General features: G+C 64.9%; 18 protein-coding genes. 7 read left to right on the top strand and 11 right to left on the bottom strand.

The genetic code is table 11. The annotated features are described in order from the left end of the window. Positions 1-88 precede the first annotated feature (88 nt). From W911_RS13285 to W911_RS13275, 3 genes are all read left to right on the top strand, one after another. On the top strand, positions 89-604 hold the full coding sequence (locus W911_RS13285; protein WP_144083603.1) for an NfeD family protein: 516 nt from the start codon (positions 89-91) through the stop codon (positions 602-604). A 163-nt stretch (positions 605-767) separates the two neighbouring features. Continuing rightward, entirely contained in the window at positions 768-2,462 is a 1,695-nt protein-coding gene (locus W911_RS13280; protein WP_051388560.1) for an outer membrane beta-barrel protein, read from the top strand. A gap of 110 nt (positions 2,463-2,572) precedes the next feature. Continuing rightward, on the top strand, positions 2,573-2,857 hold the full coding sequence (locus W911_RS13275) for a hypothetical protein (RefSeq protein WP_023788060.1): 285 nt from the start codon (positions 2,573-2,575) through the stop codon (positions 2,855-2,857). 697 nt (positions 2,858-3,554) lie between these two features. Here W911_RS13275 and bamA read toward each other — a convergent pair. From bamA to W911_RS13230, 9 genes are all read right to left on the bottom strand, one after another. Beyond that, positions 3,555-5,903 (bottom strand): outer membrane protein assembly factor BamA, encoded by a 2,349-nt coding sequence (gene bamA, locus W911_RS13270; protein WP_041316578.1) that lies wholly within the window; start codon positions 5,901-5,903, stop codon positions 3,555-3,557. A gap of 287 nt (positions 5,904-6,190) precedes the next feature. Then, positions 6,191-7,609 carry an RIP metalloprotease RseP gene (gene rseP / locus W911_RS13265; protein ID WP_023788057.1) on the bottom strand — a complete coding sequence of 473 codons (1,419 nt, stop codon included), beginning with the start codon at positions 7,607-7,609 and terminating at the stop codon, positions 6,191-6,193. Positions 7,610-7,706: 97 nt separating this feature from the next. Next, positions 7,707-8,966, bottom strand: a complete 1,260-nt coding sequence (locus W911_RS13260) for a 1-deoxy-D-xylulose-5-phosphate reductoisomerase (RefSeq protein ID WP_023788056.1) — start codon at positions 8,964-8,966, stop codon at positions 7,707-7,709. Between the two features lie 151 nt (positions 8,967-9,117). Then, the gene (locus W911_RS13255; RefSeq protein ID WP_023788055.1) at positions 9,118-10,002 is read right to left on the bottom strand and encodes a phosphatidate cytidylyltransferase; all 885 of its coding nucleotides are present in this window, start codon (positions 10,000-10,002) and stop codon (positions 9,118-9,120) included. A 10-nt stretch (positions 10,003-10,012) separates the two neighbouring features. Beyond that, positions 10,013-10,771, bottom strand: coding sequence for an isoprenyl transferase (locus tag W911_RS13250; RefSeq protein WP_023788054.1), 759 nt, complete (start codon positions 10,769-10,771; stop codon positions 10,013-10,015). Between the two features lie 80 nt (positions 10,772-10,851). Then, a complete protein-coding gene (gene frr, locus W911_RS13245) occupies positions 10,852-11,373 on the bottom strand; it encodes a ribosome recycling factor (protein WP_051388837.1) in 522 nt (173 codons plus the stop codon). A 147-nt stretch (positions 11,374-11,520) separates the two neighbouring features. Continuing rightward, positions 11,521-12,249, bottom strand: coding sequence for a UMP kinase (gene pyrH, locus W911_RS13240; RefSeq protein ID WP_041318761.1), 729 nt, complete (start codon positions 12,247-12,249; stop codon positions 11,521-11,523). A gap of 227 nt (positions 12,250-12,476) precedes the next feature. Then, complete coding sequence (gene tsf / locus W911_RS13235; protein WP_023788051.1) at positions 12,477-13,427, bottom strand: translation elongation factor Ts; 951 nt, start codon at positions 13,425-13,427, stop codon at positions 12,477-12,479. Positions 13,428-13,547: 120 nt separating this feature from the next. Beyond that, the gene (locus W911_RS13230; RefSeq protein ID WP_041316576.1) at positions 13,548-14,543 is read right to left on the bottom strand and encodes a 30S ribosomal protein S2; all 996 of its coding nucleotides are present in this window, start codon (positions 14,541-14,543) and stop codon (positions 13,548-13,550) included. A gap of 375 nt (positions 14,544-14,918) precedes the next feature. On the opposite strand from W911_RS13230, the gene W911_RS13225 reads away from it, so the two are divergent. Then, positions 14,919-16,769, top strand: coding sequence for a GGDEF domain-containing protein (locus W911_RS13225; protein WP_081717738.1), 1,851 nt, complete (start codon positions 14,919-14,921; stop codon positions 16,767-16,769). A 12-nt stretch (positions 16,770-16,781) separates the two neighbouring features. Here the strand turns inward: W911_RS13225 and W911_RS13220 are convergent, their stop codons facing one another. Continuing rightward, on the bottom strand, positions 16,782-18,434 hold the full coding sequence (locus W911_RS13220) for a thiamine pyrophosphate-dependent enzyme (RefSeq protein ID WP_023788049.1): 1,653 nt from the start codon (positions 18,432-18,434) through the stop codon (positions 16,782-16,784). A 220-nt stretch (positions 18,435-18,654) separates the two neighbouring features. Here W911_RS13220 and W911_RS13215 point away from each other — a divergent pair, with 220 nt between their 5' ends. Then, on the top strand, positions 18,655-20,271 hold the full coding sequence (locus W911_RS13215) for a DUF4384 domain-containing protein (protein WP_158412868.1): 1,617 nt from the start codon (positions 18,655-18,657) through the stop codon (positions 20,269-20,271). Between the two features lie 3 nt (positions 20,272-20,274). On the opposite strand, the gene W911_RS18390 is transcribed toward W911_RS13215, so the two are convergent. Beyond that, positions 20,275-20,865 (bottom strand): hypothetical protein, encoded by a 591-nt coding sequence (locus W911_RS18390; RefSeq protein ID WP_023788047.1) that lies wholly within the window; start codon positions 20,863-20,865, stop codon positions 20,275-20,277. Positions 20,866-20,971: 106 nt separating this feature from the next. Between W911_RS18390 and W911_RS13205 the strand changes: the two genes are divergently transcribed. After that, on the top strand, positions 20,972-22,180 hold the full coding sequence (locus tag W911_RS13205) for a DNA recombination protein RmuC (RefSeq protein ID WP_023788046.1): 1,209 nt from the start codon (positions 20,972-20,974) through the stop codon (positions 22,178-22,180). 16 nt (positions 22,181-22,196) lie between these two features. Continuing rightward, positions 22,197-24,512, top strand: a complete 2,316-nt coding sequence (locus W911_RS13200; protein ID WP_023788045.1) for a Tex family protein — start codon at positions 22,197-22,199, stop codon at positions 24,510-24,512. Positions 24,513-24,516 lie beyond the last annotated feature (4 nt).

Genomic DNA, 24,516 nt, shown 5'->3' with positions numbered 1-24,516 from the left:
GTTTGCGCCCCGCCCACGGAATGGCTTCAATTCGCCCCGGAAAAATTCTAGCTTCATGCGGCTCTGGGAAACACGGGGAACGCACAGCATGCCAGCCTTTATCGACCTCTTCCTCGGCTTTGGCCTTTGGAACTGGTTCATCGCCGGCCTCGTCTTGATGGCGCTCGAAGCCGTAATCCCAGGCGTCCAGTTTCTCTGGTTCGGCCTGTCTGCGATTGTCGTTGGCCTTATTCTGACGCTTCTCACCTGGGCGGGCGTCGGCGAAGCGATGACCTTGCCCTGGCAACTCGTGTTGTTCGCCACTGTGTCCGTCGCGACGGTCTTTGCGGTGCGTTTCTTTTCCGACCATCAGACCGTGGACCGTGCGGACCTCACCCTCAACCAGCGCGCCGCCCAGTACATCGGCCGCGTCGTCGTGGTCGAGGAGGAAATCCGCGGCGGGCGCGGGCGTGTGCGTGTGGGCGACACCCTCTGGGCTGCCGCCGGCGCCGACACCCCGCAAGGCACGCGCGTGCGGATCGCCGGGGGCAGAGGGCACCGTCCTGGTCGTCGAGCCCGTCTGACACGCGTGCCGGCCAATTCCGCGCTCTGCCAATCGCCGTGATCGCGAGCCGCGATGGGGGAGGCCGCTCCACACGCCCATCCGCGAATGCTTAAGCGCGCGTTAACCCGCCACTCTCTACTGTCGGCCGATCCGGGTGTGTGGCCGGGTTGACGGTCGGGTTTGCGTTCGCGTGCAGGTATTTGTTCCTCATGAGGGCGCCCCCGTGGCGGTGGTCTGGCGGCTAGGCTTGATCGTCTTTGGCTTTGCGGCGGCAACGCTCGTGGCCGCGTTGAGCTATGCGCCACCGGCCAGCGCTCAGGAGCTGAATGAGCCGCCGCGCACGAACGCCGGTGCCGCATCGGCGCGAAGCATCACCGCGCCATCCGGCCGAGACCGCGATCCCGTCTCCGATCTCGCCAACGCCTACGAATTTGTCTCCCCGGCCAGAATGCGCGGCTCGATCGGCGGCGCCGACGATGACGATGGCGAACAAGGTGGAGACCCACTCGACAGCGACCCGCTGTCCGCCGAGACCGACGGCGCGGCGTCCACATCGGAAAGCACGGGCGAGAGCGAAGCCTTGCAGCCCGTCGATGGCCTGACACCGTCCGACGGACGCATCGAGCTTGGCGAGTCCGAGGCCTGGAACGAAGGCGCCGATCTCGGCCGCGATACGCGCCCGCCTGAAGACCTCGACGTTTTCAACACGCCTCCCGCCGGTCACGATCCGTTGCTGTTCCAGATCGAGGACATCGATCCCGCTGAAACCGACCGTCGTCCCGCGCGCTTCGCGCGCATCGAGCCTTACGATCCCGTCGGCATCCGCATCGGCAGCTTCGTGCTCTTCCCCGAAGCGGAGTTGGGCGGGCTCTACACCAGCAACGTGCTGAGCACGCCTCGTGCCCGCTCCGACATCGCGGGCGAGCTCAGGACCGAGGCGCGCCTCGTGTCGAACTGGAATGTTCACGCGGTCGAACTGCGCGGCACCACGTTCTCGACCTACCACGACGACTATCCCTCGGAGGACGACCGCGCCTGGAGCGTTGAAGCGCGCGGCCGCCTCGATATCAGCCGCCGCACCAACTTTCAGGGCCTCGTCGGCCGCAGCGTCAGCCAGGAAGATCGCACCGCCGTCGACGCCAACGTGACGGGCGAGCGGGCACAGGTCCGGAGCGACGAAGCCCGGCTCGCGTTCAATCACCGTTTCAATCGGCTCGCCGTCGAGCTGAGAGGATCCGTTTCCGACACGACCTATGCGTTGCCCCACGATGGCGAAAGCCTCGCGGATCGCGACACCTTGGAAACACACCAAGCCGTGCGCGCGAGCTGGGAGCTGAAGCCCACGCTTGCCGTGTTCGCGGAAGGCGAACTCAACCAGCGCGACAAGAAAGCGGCCCCCGCAGACGGTATCCGTCGTGACTCGGACGGCGTTCGCACGCGTGTAGGGCTTGACTTCGGATCGACAGGCGCGATCCTGCGCGGGCAGGCCAGTGTAGGCTACGGCCGGCAAACGCCCCGCGACGGTCGCCTCGCATCCGTCGAGGCGTTCCTGTTCGACGCAAATCTCGCCTGGCGGCCGAGCGAGATCACATCGTTGATGCTCACGGCATCGAGCGACATCTACGACACGACCACAGAGGAGTCGGGTGGCGTCGTGTCTCATAAAGTCGGCATTGAAGCCCGCCATGCCTTCCGCCGGCATCTGATCGGCTCGGCCGGGCTCTCGTATACGCATTACGACTTCCACCGGACCCCGATCGAGGAAAGCGTGGTGACGGCTTTCGTCGGTGCGGAATACTACGCAAGCCCCGAGCTGGTGCTGTTTGCGCGCTACCAGCACCTCAGCTTTGCCTCAAATGACGTGAACGGTGACTACGAGACGGACGAGGTGCGCGTCGGCGTTCGCGTACGCAGATAACGCGACAACGGGCGGCCTCTTATGCTCGCCGAGAGCGTTGCGCGCCGATGGCCTGCGTCTACTCTTGTTTGCAATTGATTCGCTTGATTTATGAGCGCAGGGAGCCTGCCATGTCAGACCGCACCCAATTCGCCGTCGGCCACAATCACAAGGTCCCGATGCCGAAGGTCATGAAAAAATCCCTTCAGGTCGTGATCGCCGCCCTGCTGACGGCGGGCGTGGTGTTGTTCGTGATGATGGTCAACGGCTTCCTCGTCGGCCGCGGCGGTTCGATGGGCGGGCTCGATGTCTGGCTTTCGTTCATTGGCCGCAGCGACATCATCGGAACCATCATCCTCACCGCGCTGGTGACGATTGCCTTCATGTACTGGCAGCGCGATCGCGAGCGCCGCTAGACCATGATCGCTTCGGACCCTATCAGTCCGAAGCGTGAATCATAGGTCTAACTCAAGAGACCATGATCGCTTTGGACCCTAGCCGCTCCGATCGCCGCGCCGCCTACCCGGCGCGGCGTGAATCGGCAGCGCGGAGAAAGTCCGAAGCGATGCATCATCGGCCTCATCAAAGATATAGAGCGTCCGATCCGATTCCATCGGATCGGAAAACGCCCTAGTTCGTTCACCGGCGAAAACCCCAAATCGACAAGGCGCGTGCGAACGGATGTTCGCTCGCGTTTTTTTTACGTGCATGCGCGCGCTGCAGCGGCACCTAAGCTGATCCATCGCGCCGCCGCCGGGGGCCGTGAACGCTTGAGCTTCATGCGCACGTGATAGCCGTGTGATGCCGGAGGAGCCATGCTTCGCATGGATGGGGAGAGAGGGCGCGCTAAAGGCAAGCGGCCTACTTCACCTCTCCCCGGTGGGACGTGTTGCGCAATGCGGAGACGCGTCTGGACCCCGACCGTCCATGCGGAGCATGGCTCCGCCATGACGGGGGAGGGGAAAACGCGAGTCCATCTCGAATGAACATGCTCTAAGAGAGCCCGATCTGGAGCCGTGCCGCGCGCACCCCGAGAAGGCGTGGCACCTTCCAAAAGAAAAACGCCCGGCAGGCAGCGAGCCTCCGGGCGTTTTGTTCGTTTTGGATGTCTCGTTAGAAGTTGGTCGAGGCACCGAAGCGGAAGAACTGCACTTCGTCGTAGCTCTCTTTCGAGAGGGCCTTGGCGAAGTCCATACGGATCGGACCGACCGGCGAGTTCCACATGATGCTCGCACCGATGGACGAGCGGATCGTGGAGTCGTCGGCGAGATCGATCAGACCGGCTTGATCGAGCCGCTTTGCGCGCTCGTTGGCGTTGAACAGCGAACCCGCGTCGGCGAACACGGCAGCCGAGAGGCCCAGATCGTCGGGCACGAACGGCAGCGGGAAGCGAACCTCAGCCGTACCGGCCCAGTAGCTCCGGCCGCCAAGCGCGTCCTCACGCCCGTTGGCGCTCATGTCGCGAGGACCGAAGCCGGCGCGGTCGAAGCCGCGAATGGTCTCGCCACCCCGATAGTAGAGGTCCGTGAGGCGGATATCGTCGTCGCCCCAGCCTTCGATATGACCGCCGATCAAGCGGCCGACGAAGGTGATCTTCTCGGTGATCGGATAGTACGCGCGGCCTTCCGCGTTGACGCGCACGTACTGCACGTCGCCGCCCAGACCTGCCATGTCGGTCGCGACCTGCAGATAGTAGCCGCTGGTGGGCGTGCGCGGGTGATTACGCTTGTCGTAGGTGATCGAGGTGCCGATCGAGGAGGTGAGAGCACCCTCGCCAAGATCCGCAACTTCGTCGCGAACCACGAGCGACACCTGATCGCCCCAGCGGTCGTCCACGTCCATCGAGCTGTAATCGATGGTGTAGCCGGTCTGCATCCACAGGTTCTCGGAGAGCGGGAAGCCGAGACGGACCGTACCGCCCGTGCGCTTCGACTCGTAGCCCGTCTCACGAGCGTAATCGAGTTCCTTGTGGAAGAGGTCGAAGCCCGCCGAAAGGTTGCGATCCAGGAAGCGCGGCTCCGTGAACGACAGGTCGACCTGCATACGCTCCATGGAGCCTGCGAGCCTGAGGCGCAGGAACTGACCGTTACCGAGCAGGTTGCGCTCGCTGATGCTGACGTCGCCGATCACGCCTTCGGAAGTCGAGTAGCCGGCGCCGAACGACAGCTCGCCCGTCGACTGTTCTTCGAGATCCACGTCGAGGATCACACGATCCGGCGACGAGCCGGGACGGCGCTTGATGTCCACTTTCTTGAAGAAACCGAGCGCTTCGAGACGCTTCTTGGCGCGGTCGACGAGCAGCGGATTGAAGGCGTCGCCTTCGGCCAGGCGGAACTCGCGGCGGATCACGTGGTCCTTCGTGCGAAGGTTACCGTTCACGTTGATGCGCTCGATGTAAACGCGCGGGCCTTCGTCGATCAAATAGCTGAGCGCAATCGTGCGCGAGGCAGGATCGGGCGTGGCGCGGGGGCGCACCCGGGCAAAGGCATAACCTTGCTCGGCGATGAGCAGCGTCAGGCGCTCGGTGCTCTTTTCGATATCCTGGCCGTTATAGATGTCGCCCTGACGGGTGAGCACTTCACCGGACAGATAATGAGGATTGACCTCGGGCAGCGAGCTTTCGATCGTGACGTCGCCGAATGCATAGCGCTCGCCTTCGTCGATCGCGAAGTTGAGATAGAAGCCGGAGCCGCCGCGGTCGAGTTCGGCGTTAGCCGCCACCACGCGCACGTCTGCGTAACCGTTCTTGAGGTAGAACTGACGCAGAAGCTCGCGGTCGAGGTTCATGCGGTCCGGATCGTAGATGCTCGTTCCCTTGAGGAAGTCGAACAAACCGGACTGTGTCGTGGAAATGATGTCGCGAAGCTGCGCGTCGGAGAACGCGTAGTTGCCGACGAAGTTGATGCCTTGAACCTTCGTCGCGCCACCCTCGTTGATTTCGAACACGAGGTTCACGCGGCTCTGTTCGAGCTCGATGATCTTGGGCTCGACCCAGGCGGCGTAGCGGCCCTGGCGGCGGTAGACGTCGAGAATGCGCTGCACGTCGGCTTGCACGCGGGCACGCGTATAGACGGAGCGCGGCTTCAGATGCACTTCGGACCGCAGCGTGTCGGTATCGACCTCGCTGTTGCCCTCGAAGGCGACCTGGTTGATGACGGGGTTCTCGACCACGTAGACAACGACGGCGTCGCCCTGGCGATCGATGGAAATGTCGGCGAACAGGCCCGTAGCGAAAAGGGCCTGGATCGAGCGGTCGGCCTTACCGGCGTCATACGCCTCGCCGACGGTGAATTGAAGATAGGAGCGAACCGTCTCCGGTTCGACGCGGCGATTACCCTCGACGCGGATATCGCGAATGGTTTGCGCATGGGCCGGAGCGGAAAACGCCACGACGTCGATGGTCAGCGCCGCCGGGACCGCAAGTGCGAGCCACAGCATCAAGCGCACGCCATGACGAGGCATGCTCCTCAGATGAACCCAGATCCGTGAGTGCTTCATGTGCGGATCTGCCTCGCCTTCATGCCGATCCCCCTCGACTCGCGGGACCTGTCGGCGACAGTCCCGAGCCCCGTTTCTTGAAATGTTGGATGATCGCAAGGACCCCAACATGAGCGGCCTGAGAAACGCTGCACTTCCCTCCGAGACCCCCAAAGTCTCGAATCGTGCTCCCAAAACCCCTCACTTCAGGCATTCTTAACAACTGGGTAAGGCACTGGGAAGTGGCAAGTTTACGTCACCCCAGGCAGATTCTAGCCGCCGCCAAAAAGCCACCTTTTACCCAATCGCATCAGGTCGTTGAGGTTGACGAAGATGATCAAAGTCATCACCAGCGCGATTCCGATTTTGAACCCGATTTCCTGCACGCGCTGGCTCAGCGGCCGGCGGCGGATGGCCTCGATCGTGTAGAAAACCAGATGACCGCCGTCGAGCACGGGAATTGGCAGCAAATTCAAGAGGCCGATGTTGGCCGAAATCAACGCCGTCAGCCGCAGCAAGGGCTCCCAGCCGTGCTCGACCACGCGTGCCGTCACCTCGGCCAGGAGAATTGGCCCGCCAACCTGATCGGCCGACTGGCGCCCCCAGATGATGTCGCCGATTCCCGTGATCGTCTGCACGATATTGGAGTAGGTCTCCCGGACACCCAGGCGGGCGGCTTCCACAAATGAAACGGCCACCGGCTCAGGCCGGTCCTGCGCGACACCGATGCGGCCGACTTGCTTGGTGCTCCCGTCCGGCATGGCGATTTCGGCCGCCGTCGGGACGATTTCGAGCGCCCGGGTCTCGTTTCCGCGTTTGACCGTCACGGCAAGCGGCCGCTCGGCGGCCGGTTGCACCAGCTCCACCACGTCCCGGAACGAGGAGATGGCGGTGCCGTCGATGGCCGTGATGACGTCGCCCACTTCGATACCGGCCTTTTCGGCCGCCGAATCCGGCACCACCGCGCCGACCCGCGCCGGCACGTGGCGGCGCACGCCGATATCGCCGAGCCGCACGGTCACGCCAAGGTCGTCCCTCTCGTCGCGCATGGCGGGGGTCACGGGGAAGGTCAGGGTTTCGCCGTTGCGCTCGACCGCGATCTGCAGCGTCCGTCCGCTCGATGTCAGCACGAGCCGCGACACGTCGTCGAACGTCTCGATCCGCCACCCGTCGATGCGGGTGATGACGTCCCCGGCGCGGAGCCCGGCCTGTTCCGCCGGCATTCCAGCCACGACTTCGTCCACCTGCGCCGTCACGCGCGAAACGCCGGTCGATACGTTGAGCGCGGTGTAAATCACCGCCGCGAGAATGAAATTTGCCAACGGACCGGCGGCGACGACCAGAAAGCGCTGCCAGACCGGCTTGTCGTGGAAGGTGCCTGCGCGGGCTTCAGGTGACATCTCGGCGCTGGCCGCCGTCCCCGGCGAGCTCGCGACGTTCGTGTCGTCCAGGAATTTGACGTAGCCGCCGAGCGGGATCGCCGCGAAACGCCAGCGCGTGCCCTTTCGGTCGACGAAGGCCGCAAGCTCTTTGCCGAAGCCGATGGAGAACGTGGTGACGGTCACGCCGCACCAGCGCGCCACGAGAAAATGGCCAAGCTCATGGAAAAAAACCACCGCGCTCAAGACGAACAGGAAGCCGAGGCCTTGGATGGTCCACGTCGAAACCTGACTGAGAAGCCCTTCGATCATCCTTGATGAAATCCTGTTCGCTGAGACGTTGTGGGGAAAAATCCTTGTCGGCCGGGCGCGCGGTCGCGTTGCCCGGAGGGACGCAGAGGGGCAACCTTTATCCTGGAAGCAGCATCCGTGCCATGTTTCGCGCTTCGAGATCGACCGCAAGCACGTCTTCCAGCGTCTCGACGCTGCTGAGAAGCCCCAGGGATTCGGCTTTTTCGAGACATGACGCGACCGTCTGGGCGATATCGAGGAAGCCGATCTTCCGGTCGATAAACGCCGCGACAGCGACCTCGTTGGCCGCATTCAACACGGCCGGGGCCGCGCCGCCGTGCCGGAGCGCATCGGTCGCGATGCCGAGAGCGGGGAAGCGGTCGAGGTCGGGCGCCTCGAACGAAAGCGTCTTCAGCGCGAGGAGGTCGAGTCGCGAGACCGGGGTCGTGAGCCGCTCGGGCCAGGAGAGCGCAAGCGCGATGGGCGTGCGCATGTCCGGCTGCGAAAGCTGGGCCATGACCGACCCGTCTTCGAGCATCACCAGGCAATGGACCACCGATTGCGGGTGCACGATGGCTTCGAGCTGGTGCGCCTCGACCGGGAACAGATGATAGGCCTCGATCAGTTCGAGGCCCTTGTTCATGAGCGTCGCGGAATCGATGGTGACCTTCGCCCCCATCGACCAGTTCGGATGCTTGAGCGCCTGCTCGGGCGTGACGCGCGCGAGCGCATGCCTGTCGAGGGTTCGGAACGGTCCGCCCGAAGCGGTCAGCACGATTTTCTCGATCGAGGCGGCCTGCGTCTGCCCGATGGACTGGAACGCGCCCGAATGCTCGCTGTCGACGGGCAGCAGCTCCGCCCCGGATTGCCGCACGTGCCTGAGGAAGATATCGCCCGCCGATACGAGGCATTCCTTGTTGGCAAGCGCAACGCGGCATCCCTGGCCAGCGGCGGCAAACGTCGGCGTGAGGCCTGCCGCGCCAACGATGGCAGCCATCACGCAGTCGGCCGGTTCGAGGGCTGCGGCCTCGACTGCGTCGGCGCCCGCCGCGACACGGATGCCCGTGCCCGCGAGGTGGGATTTGAGGTCGTCGTAATAGGCCGGATCGCCGATCACCGCGAGCTGGGCCCGATGAGCGATGGCGAGTTCCGCAAGGCGCGCCGCGTTGCACTGCGCTGTGAGCGCCACGATCTCGAAACGGTCGGGGTGCCGGCCGACCAGATCCAGCGTGCTCGTGCCGATCGATCCGGTCGCGCCCAGAACCGAGAGACGCTGCGGCCGGCGCGTGCCGGGTGCGTGCGCCGTCGCCTCCGCGCTCGCGTCGGCAGTCTCGGTTTCGAATGCCGAAGCGCGCGATACGGGAGGCGCGTGCGCCATGCCTGACATCTCCATTCGTCGACGCCGTACAAGCCGAGCCCAGAGCCTCAGGGGCGTGGCGGCCGTCGCGACAGGTTCGAGGCGCTTTATGCGCCATATCGTGGGTCTGAGCCAGCTCGGGAGCATTTCCGCATCGAGTGGCTCGCGAACGTCACCTTTGCGCCGGGAAGAGACCGGAGAAGAGTGCGTCGGCAGGGGCTTTCGGGTCGAGGAACAAGAGCACGAGAGCGAGCAGCACCGCCACCGGCACCAATCCGTCCACGCGGTCCATGAAACCGCCGTGCCCGGGCAACAAGCCGCTCGCGTCCTTGAGGTGGAAGGCGCGTTTGAGCGCGGATTCGGCAAGATCTCCCGTCTGCGCCACGAGCCCCATCGCAACACCGGCGACGGCGAGCGGAAGCACCGGCGCGCCGACGCTAGAGGCGAACGCGCCAGCCGTGAGCCCGGCCGCGCTGATCCCGCCCAGAAGACCGCTCCATGTCTTTTTCGGCGAGATCGAGGGCGCGAGCCGTGGCCCGCCGATCGAGCGCCCCGCGAAGTAGGCCGCCGTATCGGTGGCAGCCACCACCAGCAGGATGAAAAGGACGGCGTAAAACCCCATCGGCTCGTTGGAGCGCAGCCAGATCAGCGCCACGGCCGGGAGCCCGGCATAGAGAACGCCTGCCGCCGAAAGGATGGGCCGCTCCCCGAATTCGAGCGCGAGAACGATGATGGTGCCGATCAGCAGAAGCGCGACGCCGAGCGCGGCAAAACCGAAGGCGGCAAGGCCGATGGCACCGATCGCCGCGGCGAATTGGATGCCAAGCGCAAGGTCGATACCGTCGCCGCGTACGACATGCGCCCATTCCCAACTCAGGATAAGCGTCACCGCCAGGACGAGGGCGGCGAACGGCAGCGTGCCGGCCCAGGCGAGTGCCACGGAAACGGAGCCGAGCAGAAGCGCGCTGACGATCCTGAGACCGAGTTCGGCTTTTGCGCCTCCCGATGCGGCGATGGCAGGCTCGGGCTCGGCCCGACGTGTCTCGTCCTCGGTCATGGGAAGAGCCTCAGGCCGTGGATCGGCTGGGCAAGCCACCGAAGCGACGCTCGCGCGAGTTATACTGCGTGATCGCCTCGATGAGCAGTTCACGCCCGAAATCCGGCCAATAGGCATCGAGGAAGACGAGTTCCGTATACGCCGATTGCCAGAGAAGGAAGTTCGAAAGCCGCCGCTCGCCGCTGGTGCGGATCAGCATGTCGGGGTCAGGAAGATCGCCCGTATCGAGCGCCAGCCGGAAGTGGTCCACCGTGATTTCGGAAGGCGAAAGCCGCCCCGCCGCCACGTCCTCCGCAAGCCGCTGTGCGGCCCGCGTGATTTCGTTACGCGCGCCGTAATTGAAAGCGATCGTGAGCGTAAGGCGCGTGTTGTCGCGTGTGAGGTCGCACGCCTCGTCGATCAACGCCAGCATCTCCTGGTCGATGTCGCTGCGTTCGCCGATCACGAGGATCTTGACGTTGTTCTGATGCAGTTCCGCGAGGTCTCCGCGGATGAACCGCTTCATCAGCCCCATCAGATAATCGATCTCGTCCCTGGGGCGCGACCAGTTCTCGGATGAGAAGCTGTAGAGCGTAAGACAAGGGATCGAAAGCTCGATGGCGGCTTTCACGGTCCGGCGCACGGCTTCCACGCCCGCCTTGTGCCCCGCTGCGCGCGGCAATCCGCGCTCCGCCGCCCACCGGCCGTTGCCGTCCATGATGATGGCGACGTGGCGTGGAGAGAGCGGCGCGCTGAGTACCCCGTCTGGGGATTTGGATCTGTCGGCCACGGGATCTCGGCGAGTTGTTGCGGCTGGCGTGCCCGGAATATCGGTGTGCAAATGAGTTTAAATCGTGAGGCCGATTGCGCCTAAACCTTTTGGATTTCGGCGTCCTTCGCGGCAAGCGTCTGATCGATCTCCTTGATCAGCTTGTCGGTAAGCTCCTGCACCTTTGCGGAATTCTTATGTTGCTCGTCCTCGCCGATCTTGCCGTCTTTTTCGAGCTTCTTCAGAAGCTCCATACCCTCGCGGCGCACGTTGCGCACGGCCACGCGATGGTTTTCCGCATATTTGTGGGCCTGCTTGGCGAGTTCCTGGCGCCGCTCGGCGGTGGGCGCGGGGATGGGAAGCCGGAGCGTGGTGCCGTCGATGATCGGGTTGACGCCGAGGTTGGACTCTCGGATGCCCTTTTCGACCGCCGACACGTTAGACTTGTCCCAGACCTGGACCGAGATCATGCGCGGTTCCGGCACGGTGACCGTCGCCACCTGATTGAGCGGCATGCGCGACCCGTAGACGGTGACCTGAACGGGATCGAGCAGGTGCGCGCTCGCGCGCCCCGTCCTGAGGCCGGCAAGCTCGCGCTTCAGGGCCTCCAGGGAAGCACGCATCCGCGTCTCGATTTCAGTGGGATCGAACGTTGTGAGCGACACTTGCCTCGTCTCCTTCTTGTCTCTTCGCGGCGGCCGAGGCTTCCGCGCCCAGGGATCGACCGTCAAGGTCGACCGGATGATGCGGGGAGCCGCCGCGTCCGGAATTTAGCCGTGGATCACAGTGGCCCGGGCCGTACCCCGCAGCACCTTGATCAGATTCCCCGGCTCATCGATGGAAAACACAATTACCGGAAGATGATTGTCCCGGGCAAGCGCGATTGCCGCTCCATCCATCACCCGGAGATCCTTGGCCAGAACGTCCGAGTAGCTAAGCCGGTCGTAGCGCTGGGCCGCCGGGTCCTTTTTCGGGTCGGCGGAATAGACGCCGTCCACCTGTGTCGCCTTCGCGACCGCGTCGCACCCCATCTCGATGGCGCGCAGCGTCGCCGCCGTGTCGGTTGTAAAAAACGGGTTTCCGGTGCCTGCCGCGAAAATGACGATCCGCTTGCGTTCGAGGTGATAGAGCGCGCGATGGCGGACATAGGGCTCGCAGACGGTCGGCATGGTGATGGCCGACAGCACGCGCGCGGGCGCGCCCGCCGCTTCGAGCGCGCTCTGCAGCGCCAAAGCGTTCATGACGGTGGCGAGCATGCCCATGTAGTCGGCTGTGGCCCGGTCCATGCCGCGCGCCGCCCCCTGAAGGCCGCGGAAGATGTTGCCGCCTCCGACGACGACGGACACTTCGCACCCTTCGGCAAGGGCGCCGGCAAGATCGGCCGCCAGACGGTCGACCACAGCCGTATCGAGGCCGTAGCCGTTCTGCCCCATGAGCGCTTCGCCCGAGAGCTTGACGAGCAGCCGCCTGTACTTCAGCGCTCCGTCACCCGTCGTCATGCCGGTCTCCGTTTTATTGTCGTCGCGTCCACAGTCGTCTGCCGGCACTTTGCCCTCGGTGCGCTGTCCTGGCAAAAGAAACGGCGCACTTGCGCCCGGGAGCAAGGCGACCCGGCGCAAGTGCGCCAGCCATCCACATACCACAACATCCGTTGAGCGAAGCCTCAGGCAGCTTGCGTACGCCAAAAAAAAAGCCGGCGATTTCGCCGGCTTTTTCCCGTCTAGCCTTACTGTTTTACTGCGCCCATCGTTTTGGCGACTTCGGCGGCGAAATCTTCTTCTTTCTTCTCGATGCCTTCACCGAGCTGATAACGCACGAATGCCGCGACCTTGACCGGCGCGCCGACGTCCTTTTCGGCCTGCTTCAGGATTTCCGCGACGGTTGCCTTGCCGTCGATCACGAACACCTGCTTGAGGAGTACGGCCTGGTTGACGAATTCTTTCTGAAGGCGGCCTTCACCGGCCTTGAGCAGGATTTCGTCCGACTTGCCGGCGTTCTTAGGCTCGGCCTTGGCCTGCTCCAGATAAATCGCCCGCTCGCGGTCCATCGCGTCCTGCGAAAGGTCCTCGACGTTGACGACCTGCGGGCTCGACGCTGCAATGTGCATGGCGATCTGCCGGCCGAGCGCCATCAGCTTGTCCGTGTCGCCAGCGCTTTCGAGCGCGACAAGCACGCCGATCTTGCCCAGGCCGTCTGCGGCTTTGCTGTGCACGTAATCCGCAACGACGCCGTCGTTGACGGCGAGCGAAGCCGTACGGCGCACGGCCATGTTCTCGCCGATGGTGGCGATCGCTTCCTTCATCCGGTCGTCGACCGTGCCCTTGCCGCCGGGATAAGCCGCGGTGAGGAGCTTCTGGAGATCGCCGCCGGCTTCGGCGGCGAGGCCTGCGATCGTCTGGACGAGTTCCTGGAATTCCGCGTTACGGGCGACGAAGTCGGTCTCGGAGTTGACCTCGACGACGGCACCGGATTTCACTTTAGAAATCACGCCGATCAGGCCCTGCGCCGCAACGCGGTCCGACTTCTTGGCGGCTTTTGCGAGACCCTTCTTACGCAGGAGGTCGATAGCGGCCTCCATGTCGCCGTTGGTCTCGGTCAGCGCCTGCTTGCAGTCCATCATGCCGGCGCCGGTCTTGTCGCGCAGCTCTTTGACCAGTGCGGCTGAAATCGTGCTCATGAGTCTCCTTTCGCGCTTCAGCGAAGCGTCGTGTCCATGGGGCGGAAAACGGATACGCGATCCGTCCGCAGTGGGAGGCCAGCGCCGAAGCGGACGGGATGACCCGCCCGCTCCGAGGAGTTAGGCGGCGGACGCCTCAACGAGCTTTTTGGCCTGGGCGACCCAGTTTTCCTCACCGATCTGGCCCTTGAGCTTGAGCTGACGGTCGAGCGCGGCAAGGTTGTCGGCGTCGAGGTCGGCGATCTGCCAGAAATGGAACACGCCCGCGTCGTTGAGCTTCTGCTCGATCTTCTCGTTGACACCCTTGATCCGCTTGAGATCGTCGGCTTCGCCGCGCGGTCCCTCGATGCCCTTGAAGGCAACGGCGGCCTCCGGCAGGCTCTCGGCCGGAGCGTCGACCGCGGCACCGATGTCGATGCCGGACGAGCCCTGGCCGCGCTCGATGCCGTCGAGGGCAGCACGCGCGATGAGGTCGCAGTAAAGCGTGATGGCGCGACCAGCGTCGTCGTTACCGGGAACGGGGAAATCGATGCCGTCGGGATCGCAGTTGGTGTCGACGATGGCGACGATCGGAATGCCGAGCTTGCGGGCTTCCTTGATCGCGATGCCTTCCTTGTTCGTGTCGATCACGAACAGGAGGTCGGGCACGCCGCCCATGTCCTTGATGCCGCCGAGCGCCTTGTCGAGCTTGTCGCGCTCGCGCTGGATGGTGAGGACTTCTTTCTTGGTGCGGCCCTGCGGGTCGGCAAGAATGTCGTCGAGCTGACGCAGGCGGCGGATCGAGGTGGAGATCGTCTTCCAGTTGGTCAGCGTGCCGCCGAGCCAGCGGTGATTGATGTAATACTGAGCCGAGCGCTTGGCGGCGTCGGCGATGGCGTCGGAGGCCTGGCGCTTGGTGGCGACGAAAAGCACGCGCCCGCCCGAAGCGACGGTGTCGGAGACCTTGTTCAGCGCCTGGTGCAGCATCGGCACCGTCTGGGTCAGGTCGAGAATGTGGATGTTGTTGCGGGCGCCATAGATAAAGGACGCCATCTTGGGGTTCCAGCGGTGAGCCTGGTGGCCGAAGTGGACGCCTGCTTCCAGGAGCTGGCGCATGTTGAATTGCGGCGCGGTCATGTGCGTCGTGTTCCTTTTCCGGTTGGTCCTCCGCGCGTCTTGAGAAGAAAAGCGAGCCATATGAAAGGCTTAGCTGTTCCACCGGAGCGACCCTGCGGGGCTTTTAATCCGCCGGGCGCATGAGACGCGCGTGTGAGATGGCCGCTCCTTAGCCGCAAATCTCCGAAATGACAAGTTTTAAGGGAGCCTCCGAAGTCCCGCGCGCACCGGAGCCGTCTCGGCCCCCTGGAGGGCGTCCGCGTGTCTGCGGTTGCGCCAAGAGGTCGCATAAGTCCCTGACGAATAATGCGAATATGACAGTCTCATGACGGACGGTTTAAGGCCGAATTCATCGCTTCTTGCTAGCTCTCGGGTGTGGGAACAGCGGAGCGGCATATGTTTGGGTCGTCGGTACATTTGCTTCGCGAGAGCAACGGTGGAGCCATTTTCCTGGACCGCGTCCGCCAGGCGGTCGATGCCGCCCTGCAACCCATCACGGATATCCGCAGCGGCGCGACCCATGGCTGCGAAGCGCTCGCGCGGCAGACCCAGGCGCTCGGCTTTGCATCGATCCCGCAGTTTTTCGCTTTTGCGGAGCGCCTCGGCGTTCGCGTCGAGGTCGATGCGTTTCTGGTCGGGCGGGCCGCGCAGAAAATCGCCGCCCGCAAGGCGCATGTCGATGCTCTCCTGTTCGTCAATCTGGACCGCATGCGCGCGGCCCAGATCGAAGACACGTTGCCGGCGTTTCTCGCCGAGCTGTCACGGGCGGGTCTCTCCCCGTCCGACGTCTGCATCGAAATCACCGAGGGTGGGGAAGCCCCAAGCTGTGTCGGGCTCATCCAGGCGGTTGCAGAGCTGCGCCAGCACGGTTTTCGCATCGCCATCGACGATTTCGGCACCGGCCATTCCGGACTGCAGGCCCTTTACGAGCTCCAGCCCGAGTACGTGAAGATCGATCGCTTCTTTATCAAGGATCTCGACCGCGATGGCCGCAAGCGCGTGTTCGTCTCGCGCGTCGTCGAGCTTGCGCACATTCTCGGGACGCAGGTCGTGGCGGAGGGGGTCGAGCGCGTGGAAGAGCTGCACGCGTGCCGCGACGCCGGGTGCGATCTCGTGCAGGGCTATTTCGTTGCCATGCCGAGCACGGAAGCCGCTGACATCCGCAGCGTGTACGGCCCCGTTTCCGAAAACCCCGACCGTCGCCTCGCGCCGCGCAACGTGGTCACCCTCGAAGCCGAGGGCGTCGTGATGGCGCTCGAAGCGCTGCCCGATACGACGCGTGTCGCGGATGTCGTCGATTACTTTCTCGGCCACCCCGAGTGCGCTTATCGTCCCGTCGTCGATGCGCGGAGGATGCCGCTCGGGATTGTGCGCGAGCGTGATTTACGATGGCTGGTGCAATCGCCTTTCGGGCGCGATCTTCTCCAGAATTCGTCGTTCCCCATGACGCTGCGCGATTTCACGACGCGCCTGCCGACAGTGGACGCCAGCATCTGCCCCACGCAACTGATCGAGCAGTGTGCGCACGCGATCGACGAGGGCGTGATCGTGACGGAAGGGACGAGGTACTCCGGCTTCGTGCCGTCGAACGCGCTCCTGCGCCTCGCGGGAATGATCAGGCTGCGGCAGGCGCAAAGCCAGAACCCGCTCACGCACCTGCCGGCGAACGATGCAATCCTCGGCTTCATCGGGCGCGCAACCGAGGAGCGCGGCCTGAGCCATGCGTTCGCGCATCTCGATTTCAATCACTTCAAGCCGTTCAACGATGTCTACGGGTTCCACGTCGGCGACAGGGCCATCATCATGTTCGCCGATCTGCTGCGTGCCGAATTCGGGCGCGATGACGTCTTCATCGGCCATATCGGCGGCGACGACTTCTTCGTGGGCGTCTCGGGAGAGATCGACGGTTTTTCGCGCCGCGTGCGGGACGTGTGCACGCGCTTCGCATTGAATGCCGAAAGCCTTTACACTCAGCAGCATCGCCAGAACGGATATATCGAATGCGCGGGCAGGGACGGTGTCGTCGCACGTTTCCCGTTGCTGACCTGCTCCGTCGCGCTGCTCGTTTTGCCGAAGGGCGGGCGCGCAGCGACCACCGACGAGATTGCCCACGAACTGAGCCGCCTCAAGACGATCTCGAAAAAGTCGGAAGCCTGCTTCAGCACGGCGACGCTGACTGTGCGGGAATGCGGAAACGTGTTCAACGCGCGGGAGACGCCCGCGCTTCTGGAGCGCGCCGCCAATTGAAATCCATGCGGCTCAATCCCGCACGAGGCCCGACAGCGTCTGCGTGGGGGTGATGGCGTCCGGATCCTGCCGGAGATCGATGACGAACGGACCTTCGGCGCGGAGTGCATCGCGGAACACCGCTTCGAAGTCCTCGCTGTTTTCGACCGTCGCGCCCTGCGCCCCGTGCGCTCGCGCAAACGCGGCGAAATCCGGGTTGACGAGATCGGTCCCGCTCGGACGTCCCGGATACTTCCGCTCCTGGTGCATCCGGATCGTGCCGAACATCCCGTTGTTGGCAATCAGGATGACGATGGCGAGTCCGTGCTGCACGGCCGTCCCGAGCTCGGCCCCCGTCATGGCGAAACAGCCGTCGCCGGCGAAGCACACGACAGGCGCGTCGGGGTGTTCGAGCTTCGCCGCAATCGCCGCCGGCAGCCCGTAGCCCATCGAACCGGACGTGGGCGCGAGCCCCGTGTGATAGCCCTTGAACTGGAAGTAGCGGTGCACCCACTGCGAATAGTTTCCGGCACCGTTTGTCACGATCCCGTTTTCAGGCAGGAGCGTCGAGACCGCCGTCACCACGTCTTCGAGCTTGAGCGCACCCGGCGTCGGCCGCGGCGCGAGGCTCGCTTCGTACGCCGCGCGCAGATCCAGACGATAGCCGCCCCAGCGACGGCTCTCCGTTTCGCGCGGCTCGGGCGCAACGTCGGCGAGCGCTTCCGAAAACGCTGCGGATGTTGCGACGATCGAAAGCGCCGCGCCGCGATAGCCCAAAATCGCGCTGGGCTCGGGATGGACTTGCACGAACGTTTTTCCCGGACCGCTGAGAAGGGCGTAGGAATCGGTCGCGATGTCGGCCACTTCCGCGCCGACCGCGATCACGAGGTCGGCCGCCGTGAGGCCGGCCTTGAGCTTGGTATCCGTCGTGAAGCCCAGGTGACCCACATAGCAGGGATGCCGGTTGTCGACGTAATCCTGACACCGGAACGACGACGCGATCGGAAGATCGAACCGCTGCGCAAACCGCTCGACCGCGTGCCGCGTTTCGTCCGTCCAACCAGGTCCGCCGACGATGATGAGCGGACGCGCCGCAGCGGCGAGACGTTGGCCGAGATCGCTCATGTCACGCGCGGACGGGGCACCGCCTTTAAGCGCCGCAGGTGCGAGCACCGTTGCGCTCGTCTCTTGGGAGAGCACATCTTCCGGCAAGCCGATGATGACAGGCCCCGGCCGCCCCGACATCGCCACCGTAAACGCGCGCTGAACGTACTCGGCCACCCGATCCGCCTGCCGGATGATGCCGGTCCACTTGGCGATGCCGGAAAAGAGGGCTTCGAGGTCGATCTCCTGAAACGGCGCCTTGTCTTCGAGAGGGGTCGTCGGCAGGCCGACGAACAGGATCATCGGCGTGGCGTCCTGCTGCGCGACGTAAACGCCGGAGATGGCGTTGACGACGCCCGGCCCGCGCGTCGCGAAGACGATGCCGGGACGGCCGGTGAGCTTGCCCGTCGCCTCGGCCATCATCGCCGCTCCGCCTTCATGCCGGCAGACGATGGTCTCGATGGCCGAGGTCTCATAAAGCCCATCGAGCGCGGCCAGAAAGCTTTCACCCGGCACTTCGAACACGCGCGTGACGCCATGCGCGGCCAATTGGTCGATCAGGATCTTTCCGCCGTGCGGCATTGGGGGCTCAGGTCCGTGAGAAGGGATGCAGTCTCTCCAGCCACACATAGGCCACGTACCCTTATTGAACCACCCTCGGCCGGTGCGGTTCCTCCGCCCACCTTCGTGCTGGTAAATGCAACTGAAAGCGCGCAACGCTCCGCCGAGTAGGGTCTAGGCTCCCACGCGGCCCCCCGATAGTCTCGGAAGAACGTGACGGCCGATGACGGAGACGACGGGAATGAGAGAGGGAACGCGCGCACGGGCTGGCGCTTGGTTCGCCTTCGCGGCGTGCCTGGCGTTCGCGTGTGTCGTGGCTGTGAAACCGCTGGCTGCCACGGAGAATGGCGACGCAACGCTGCCTAAGCGCGCCAAAGCCGTGATCGAGACGCATTGCACCGTGTGTCGGGGCGACACGCAGTCGGCTGACGGCCCCATCCAGAGCCTGGAGGAGATCGCAGACGATCCGGGCCTCGTCATGCCGGGACGCCCGGACGCCTCGCCGCTTTATCTGCGCCTGGCGCGCGCGCGCCCGTTGCGTGAGGTCAAGGAAGGAAGTGACGCAAACGTCGTCGCGCCTTCGCCTGAGGACATCGAGGCCGTGCGCGACTGGATCGCGAGCTTGCCCCTGCGCGAAGACGGCTGTCGCGACCGTACGCTCGTTTCGGCCGACGACATCGCGGCGCTTGTCCGGCGCTGGGCGGACGCGGTCGGCCCCGAGGACGCGGCCGCGACCCGCTTCGTCTCGCTCGCGCATTTGTGGAATGCATGTACGGCGCCCATGCGCATGATGGAATTGCGCATCGCGACCGCCACACTGCTTGGCGCGCTGACCGGCCGCCGTGAGGGGCTGCAACTCGAAACCCTGGGCGAGAAGAGCGTCCTCCTCGCCATTCGTCCGGGCGCGGAGGCGCTTAAGGTTTCAGGCTGGGATCGGTTGACGGCGGATGCGCCTCTCTCGGCAAGCGGCGCGGTGCCGGCCGATTGGCTCGCAGCGCGCGTCTTGTCCGAACGGAAGGATGACGACGCGAACGCGGGGTCCATCGGCCAGACCGTTTTGGATAAGGCCGGCGAGCGGGCCGTCTCGGCGCTTGCGCGCCATTGGACGCGTGACGTGGATCTCGTGCGGGCCGCAGCCGAGCAGGGCGTTCCCCCGAATGCCCTGAGAAAAGCGCTGATGACTGTCGGGGGCGATCTGCTCGTCCCATCGCGGCGCCTCGCGCACGGTGCAGTCCCGCGGGACGCGTGGCAGCGGCTGTCGCACGCGCTCGACGGCGCACCGAAGGCGCGCGTCGAGAAAGAGCGGGAGAAAACAGATCCGCGCGACGCGGTTGACGTTGTGCTCTGGCCCGACCGGCCCTCCTATCGCCCGCGCGATCTCGTGACCTTCAACGTGCGTGTCGACAAGGCCTGTCACCTGACGCTGATCGGTGTCGACGGCGAGGGGCAGGCCACGGTGCTGTTCCCAAACGAATTGGAGCCTGAAAATCTCGTCGCGCCATCTGTCACCGTGCGGGTTCCGGGTAATACGGCGGGCTATCAGTTCCGCTTCGAGAAGGCGGGGGAGGAGACGGTAGTCGCCATCTGCCAGCGGGACGCGCGCCGGCCGCAGGGCATCTCCTACGACTACGAACGGCAGCGCTTCGCGCTCCTCGGAGATTGGCGGGAATTCCTGCGGACGGCCGAGACGCGGGAAAAGAACATCCGCGCCAGGCAGGAGGTCCAGGCAGCCCGCCGCAAGCGACGCGGCCGTGCGCCGGTGGAAAAGGAGCCGCCGCCGGTCGCGCCCAAAGAGGCCGGCGTGGAAGGACGCACGGCAATCACGATCGTGATCGAGCCGGGCGGCGGGCCTCTTTAGCACTCACCGATTTTGCGCGTTGCGGGCATCCGCTTGCGGGTCGCGATCCTTGCCTTCGGTCGCGTAGAAACGGTCGCGCAGGTCCGGCATCGGGTTGGTGTGCTTGCCGGGCGGAATCCCCTGCGGGCTCGTCTGATGTGCGAGGAGCAGCCAACGCCCGTCGGTCTCCTGCCGCTCCAGAACGAAGACCGTTGCCGCTGCGCGCTCATAAGTGGTCTGCGCTGACCACGCATAAAAGTAGCCGCGCTCCCACACGTTGACCTTGGCGAAGGCGGGGTCGATCCGCAATCGCTCGATGTCGTACGTGAATTCGAGCGCCGTGGCCGCGAGCGAGGTGTAGACGCGCGGACCCGCCGAGGCGGCACCCGTATCGAGGTGCCGATAGTGCGGCGTGGCATCGATGAAACCGGGCGCGGCAACCTTGCGCGGGCGCCCGTTCTCTTTCTTCCGAAGCTCGCCATACCAGGCCGCGATGACGGAGCGGATTTCGGCCTCGTCGCTTTTGTTCGCCGCGCAGGCGCAGGGCGCAACAGCGAAAAGCGCCAGGGCGACGGCTGCGACAGGACGTGCGAAAAAGGCGGAGCGGAATTTCATCCGTAGACGGTCGCGCGGTTCTGCGGCGCTTCTACGGCGGCCGAAGGGCACGGGGCGGGCGCGCCGGACCAAATTTCCGGCCTCCGAATCGGCTACCTACGGAGCCATGGTCGAGACCTATTCAGAGCGCCTGACCCACTGGCTTGCCGCGCTGCGCGAGACATTGAACGCCGTCGACCCGCTGATCGCGGTCGGCGCGGCGCTTCTGGTGTTCGTGATCGTGGTGGTCTGGGTGTCGCTCAAGCGTGGCCAGCAGAGCGCGCTGGCGGCGGCCGAACTCGCGGAGATCAAGGGCCGGCTCACGGCGATGAGCGAGATCGCCGTGCGTCGTGAGACGGAGCAGGCGCGCGTGCTCGATGTGCGTGTGGAGGAAATTTCGGGCCGTCTGTCCGAGCGCGTCGATGCCCTCTCGCGGCGCATGGCGGACAGCCTCGACACCGTCTCGCACCGCCTGGGCGACAACCTGGCGGAAGCGGGCCGTCGCACGACGGAAAGCCTCTCGAACCTGAACGAGCGTCTCGCCGTCATCGCCGAGGCGCGCCAGAGCCTCGCGAACCTCTCTTCGGAAGTGACGTCGCTCACCGGCGTGCTGGCCGATAAGCAGGCGCGCGGCGCTTTCGGCCAGCTTCGCATGGAAACCATCATCCGCGACGCGCTGCCCTCAGGCGCGTATGAATTTCAGCCGACACTCTCGAACGGAAAACGGCCCGACTGCGTGATCCGCCTGCCGAACACGCCGGCGGTGCTTGTGATCGATTCCAAGTTTCCGCTCGAAGGCTTCGAAGCCTTGCGGATCGCAATAACGCCCGAGGCCGCGAAGTCGGCGCGCGACGCCATTCGCGCTGCCGTCGGCAAGCACATCGACGACATCGCAGGCAAGTACCTGATCGCGGGCGAAACGCAGGACACCGCCCTGATGTTCGTGCCGTCCGAGTCGGTCTACGGCGATCTTCACGAGCATTTTGCCGATCTCGTTCAGCGCGCGCATCGCGCCCGCGTCGTGATCGTGGCGCCGAACGTGCTTATGCTCGCCGTGCAGACAGTGCAGGCCGTCATCAAGGATGCGAAGATGCGCGACCAGGCCGGTCTCATCCAGCGCGAGGTGGGCCTGTTGCTGGGTGATGTCGCTCGTCTCGTCGAGCGCGTAGGCGAGCTGGAGCGCCATTTCGGCCTTTCGGCCAAGGCCTTGGAGAAGGTCACCGCGTCGGCTGGCCGCATCAGCGGACGTGGAGAGCGCCTGACGGCTCTCGACCTGGAGGACGAATCCGGCGCATCCTCCGCCCCCGCGGCCGAGTTGACCGCGCGCGCGTCCTGACACTAAAGGCATTGGTATGGATAAGATCAATCGGCGTATCGCAGACGAACTGCGCGTGGACGCGGCTCAGGTGATGGCCGCCGTCGGCTTGTTGGACGAGGGCGCGACCGTGCCCTTCATCGCCCGCTACCGTAAGGAGAAGACGGGCGGCCTCGACGATACGCAGTTGCGCACGCTGGCCGAGCGCCTCGTTTATCTTCGTGAGCTGGAGGATCGCCGGGCGACAGTGCTCCGCAGCATCGACGAGCAGGGCAAGCTCACGCCGGAGCTGGCGCACACCGTGAACGGCGCGATGACGAAGGTCGAGCTTGAGGACATTTACGCGCCCTACAAGCCGAAGCGCCGCACGAAAGCACAGATCGCGCGCGAAGCGGGGCTCGAACCGCTGGCCGATGCGCTTCTCGAAAATCCTTCGCTGGATCCCGTCGCTGAGGCCGAAAAATACATCGCAGCCGACAAGGGCGTCGAAGATCAGAAAGCAGCCCTCGACGGCGCTCGCTTCATCCTGATCGAGCGGATTTCCGAAAAGCCTGAGGTCGTCGGAACTCTGCGCGAGTGGGAGTGGAGCGAAGGCACGCTGGCCTCCAAGGTCAAGAAGGGCAAGGACGCCGAAGGCGCCAAGTACGCCGATTACTTCGATTTCGGCCAGTCCATCAAGGATATGCCGAGCCATCGCGCGCTGGCGCTTCTGCGCGGCGTGAACGAAGGCATCCTCGACATCGGCCTCGACGTCGCGCACGACGAGACGAAACCGCACCCGGCCGAAGGAAAAATCCGCTCGGCGTTCGGCATCACGGACAAAGGCCGCCCCGCCGACGCGTGGCTGGGCGAAACGGTGCGTCTTGCGTGGAAAGCCCGTCTCGGCCCTTCGATCACGTCCGATCTCCTGACGCGCCTCAAGGAGCGCGCGGACGCCGAAGCCATCGGAGTGTTTTCCTCGAACCTGAAGGATCTCTTGCTCGCCGCACCGGCAGGCCCGCGCGTGACGATGGGCCTCGACCCCGGCCTGCGCACGGGCGTCAAGGTCGCGGTGATCGATGCCACGGGCAAGCTGGTCGAGACGGCCACGATCTACCCGCACGAGCCGAGGCGCGATTGGGCGGGGTCGCTCTCGGCGCTCGCTGCGCTCTCAACAAAGCACAAGGTCGATCTCGTAAGCGTCGGCAACGGCACCGGCAGCCGCGAGACCGACAAGCTCGTCGCCGAGTTGATGCAGAAGATGCCGCAACTCAAGCTGACCAAGGTGATGGTGTCGGAGGCGGGCGCGTCCGTCTACTCGGCCTCTGAGCTAGCTGCGAAGGAATTCCCAGATCTCGACGTCTCGCTGCGCGGCGCCGTCTCCATTGCGCGCCGCCTGCAGGACCCGCTGGCGGAACTCGTCAAGATCGAGCCCAAGGCCATCGGTGTCGGCCAGTACCAGCACGATGTCGATCAGAACGGGCTCGCCCGCTCGCTCGATGCCGTCGTGGAGGATTGCGTGAACTCGGTCGGCGTGGACGTGAACACGGCGTCCGTCCCGCTTCTCACGCGCGTGTCGGGGCTGAACCAGGCGCTCGCATCGAACATCGTGGCCTTCCGCAACGAGAACGGCGCCTTCAAGACGCGCACCGCGCTGAAGAAAGTGCCACGCCTCGGGCCGAAGGCGTTCGAGCAGGCGGCGGGCTTCCTGCGCATCATGGACGGCAAGAACCCGCTGGATTCCTCCGCAGTTCACCCCGAGGCCTACGAGGTCGTGGAGCGCATCTCCGAGAAGACCAAGCGTCCGTTGAAGGAGATGATCGGCGACCGCAGCTTCCTCAAAGCGCTGCGTCCGGCTGAGTTCGCGGATGCGACCTTCGGCATCCCGACCGTCACCGACATCCTGGCCGAGCTGGAGAAGCCCGGCCGCGACCCGCGCCCCGAGTTCAAGACAGCGACTTTTGCAGACGGAGTGGAGAAGATCTCCGACCTGAAGCCCGGCATGCAGCTCGAAGGTACGGTGACCAACGTCGCCGCCTTCGGCGCGTTCGTGGATGTCGGCGTGCACCAGGACGGGCTCGTGCATATCTCGGAGCTTGCGGACCGCTTCGTGAAGGACCCGCGCGATGTGGTGAAAGTCGGCGACGTCGTGCGCGTGCGCGTGAAGGAGGTGGACGTCGCGAGGAAGCGCGTTGCCCTCACCATGCGCTCCGGCGAGATCGACCGCAGCGCCAGCGCCACGGGCGGCCCCCGCCGCGAGGAACGCGCGCCGCAAGCCTCTCGCGGCTTCGCCCCGCCGCCACGGAAGGGCGCAGAGGCACCTGCCGAGAGCGCGCTCGCCGCAGCGCTGCGCCGCGCGCAGGAAGGTAAATAAGAAC

Origin of the sequence: Hyphomicrobium nitrativorans NL23 (genome assembly GCF_000503895.1) — a bacterium.
In the GTDB taxonomy this organism is placed as follows: Bacteria; Pseudomonadota; Alphaproteobacteria; order Rhizobiales; family Hyphomicrobiaceae; genus Hyphomicrobium_C; species Hyphomicrobium_C nitrativorans.
The sequence above is the reverse complement of the archived record's forward strand: the minus strand, read 5'-3'. Positions and strand labels throughout refer to the sequence as shown.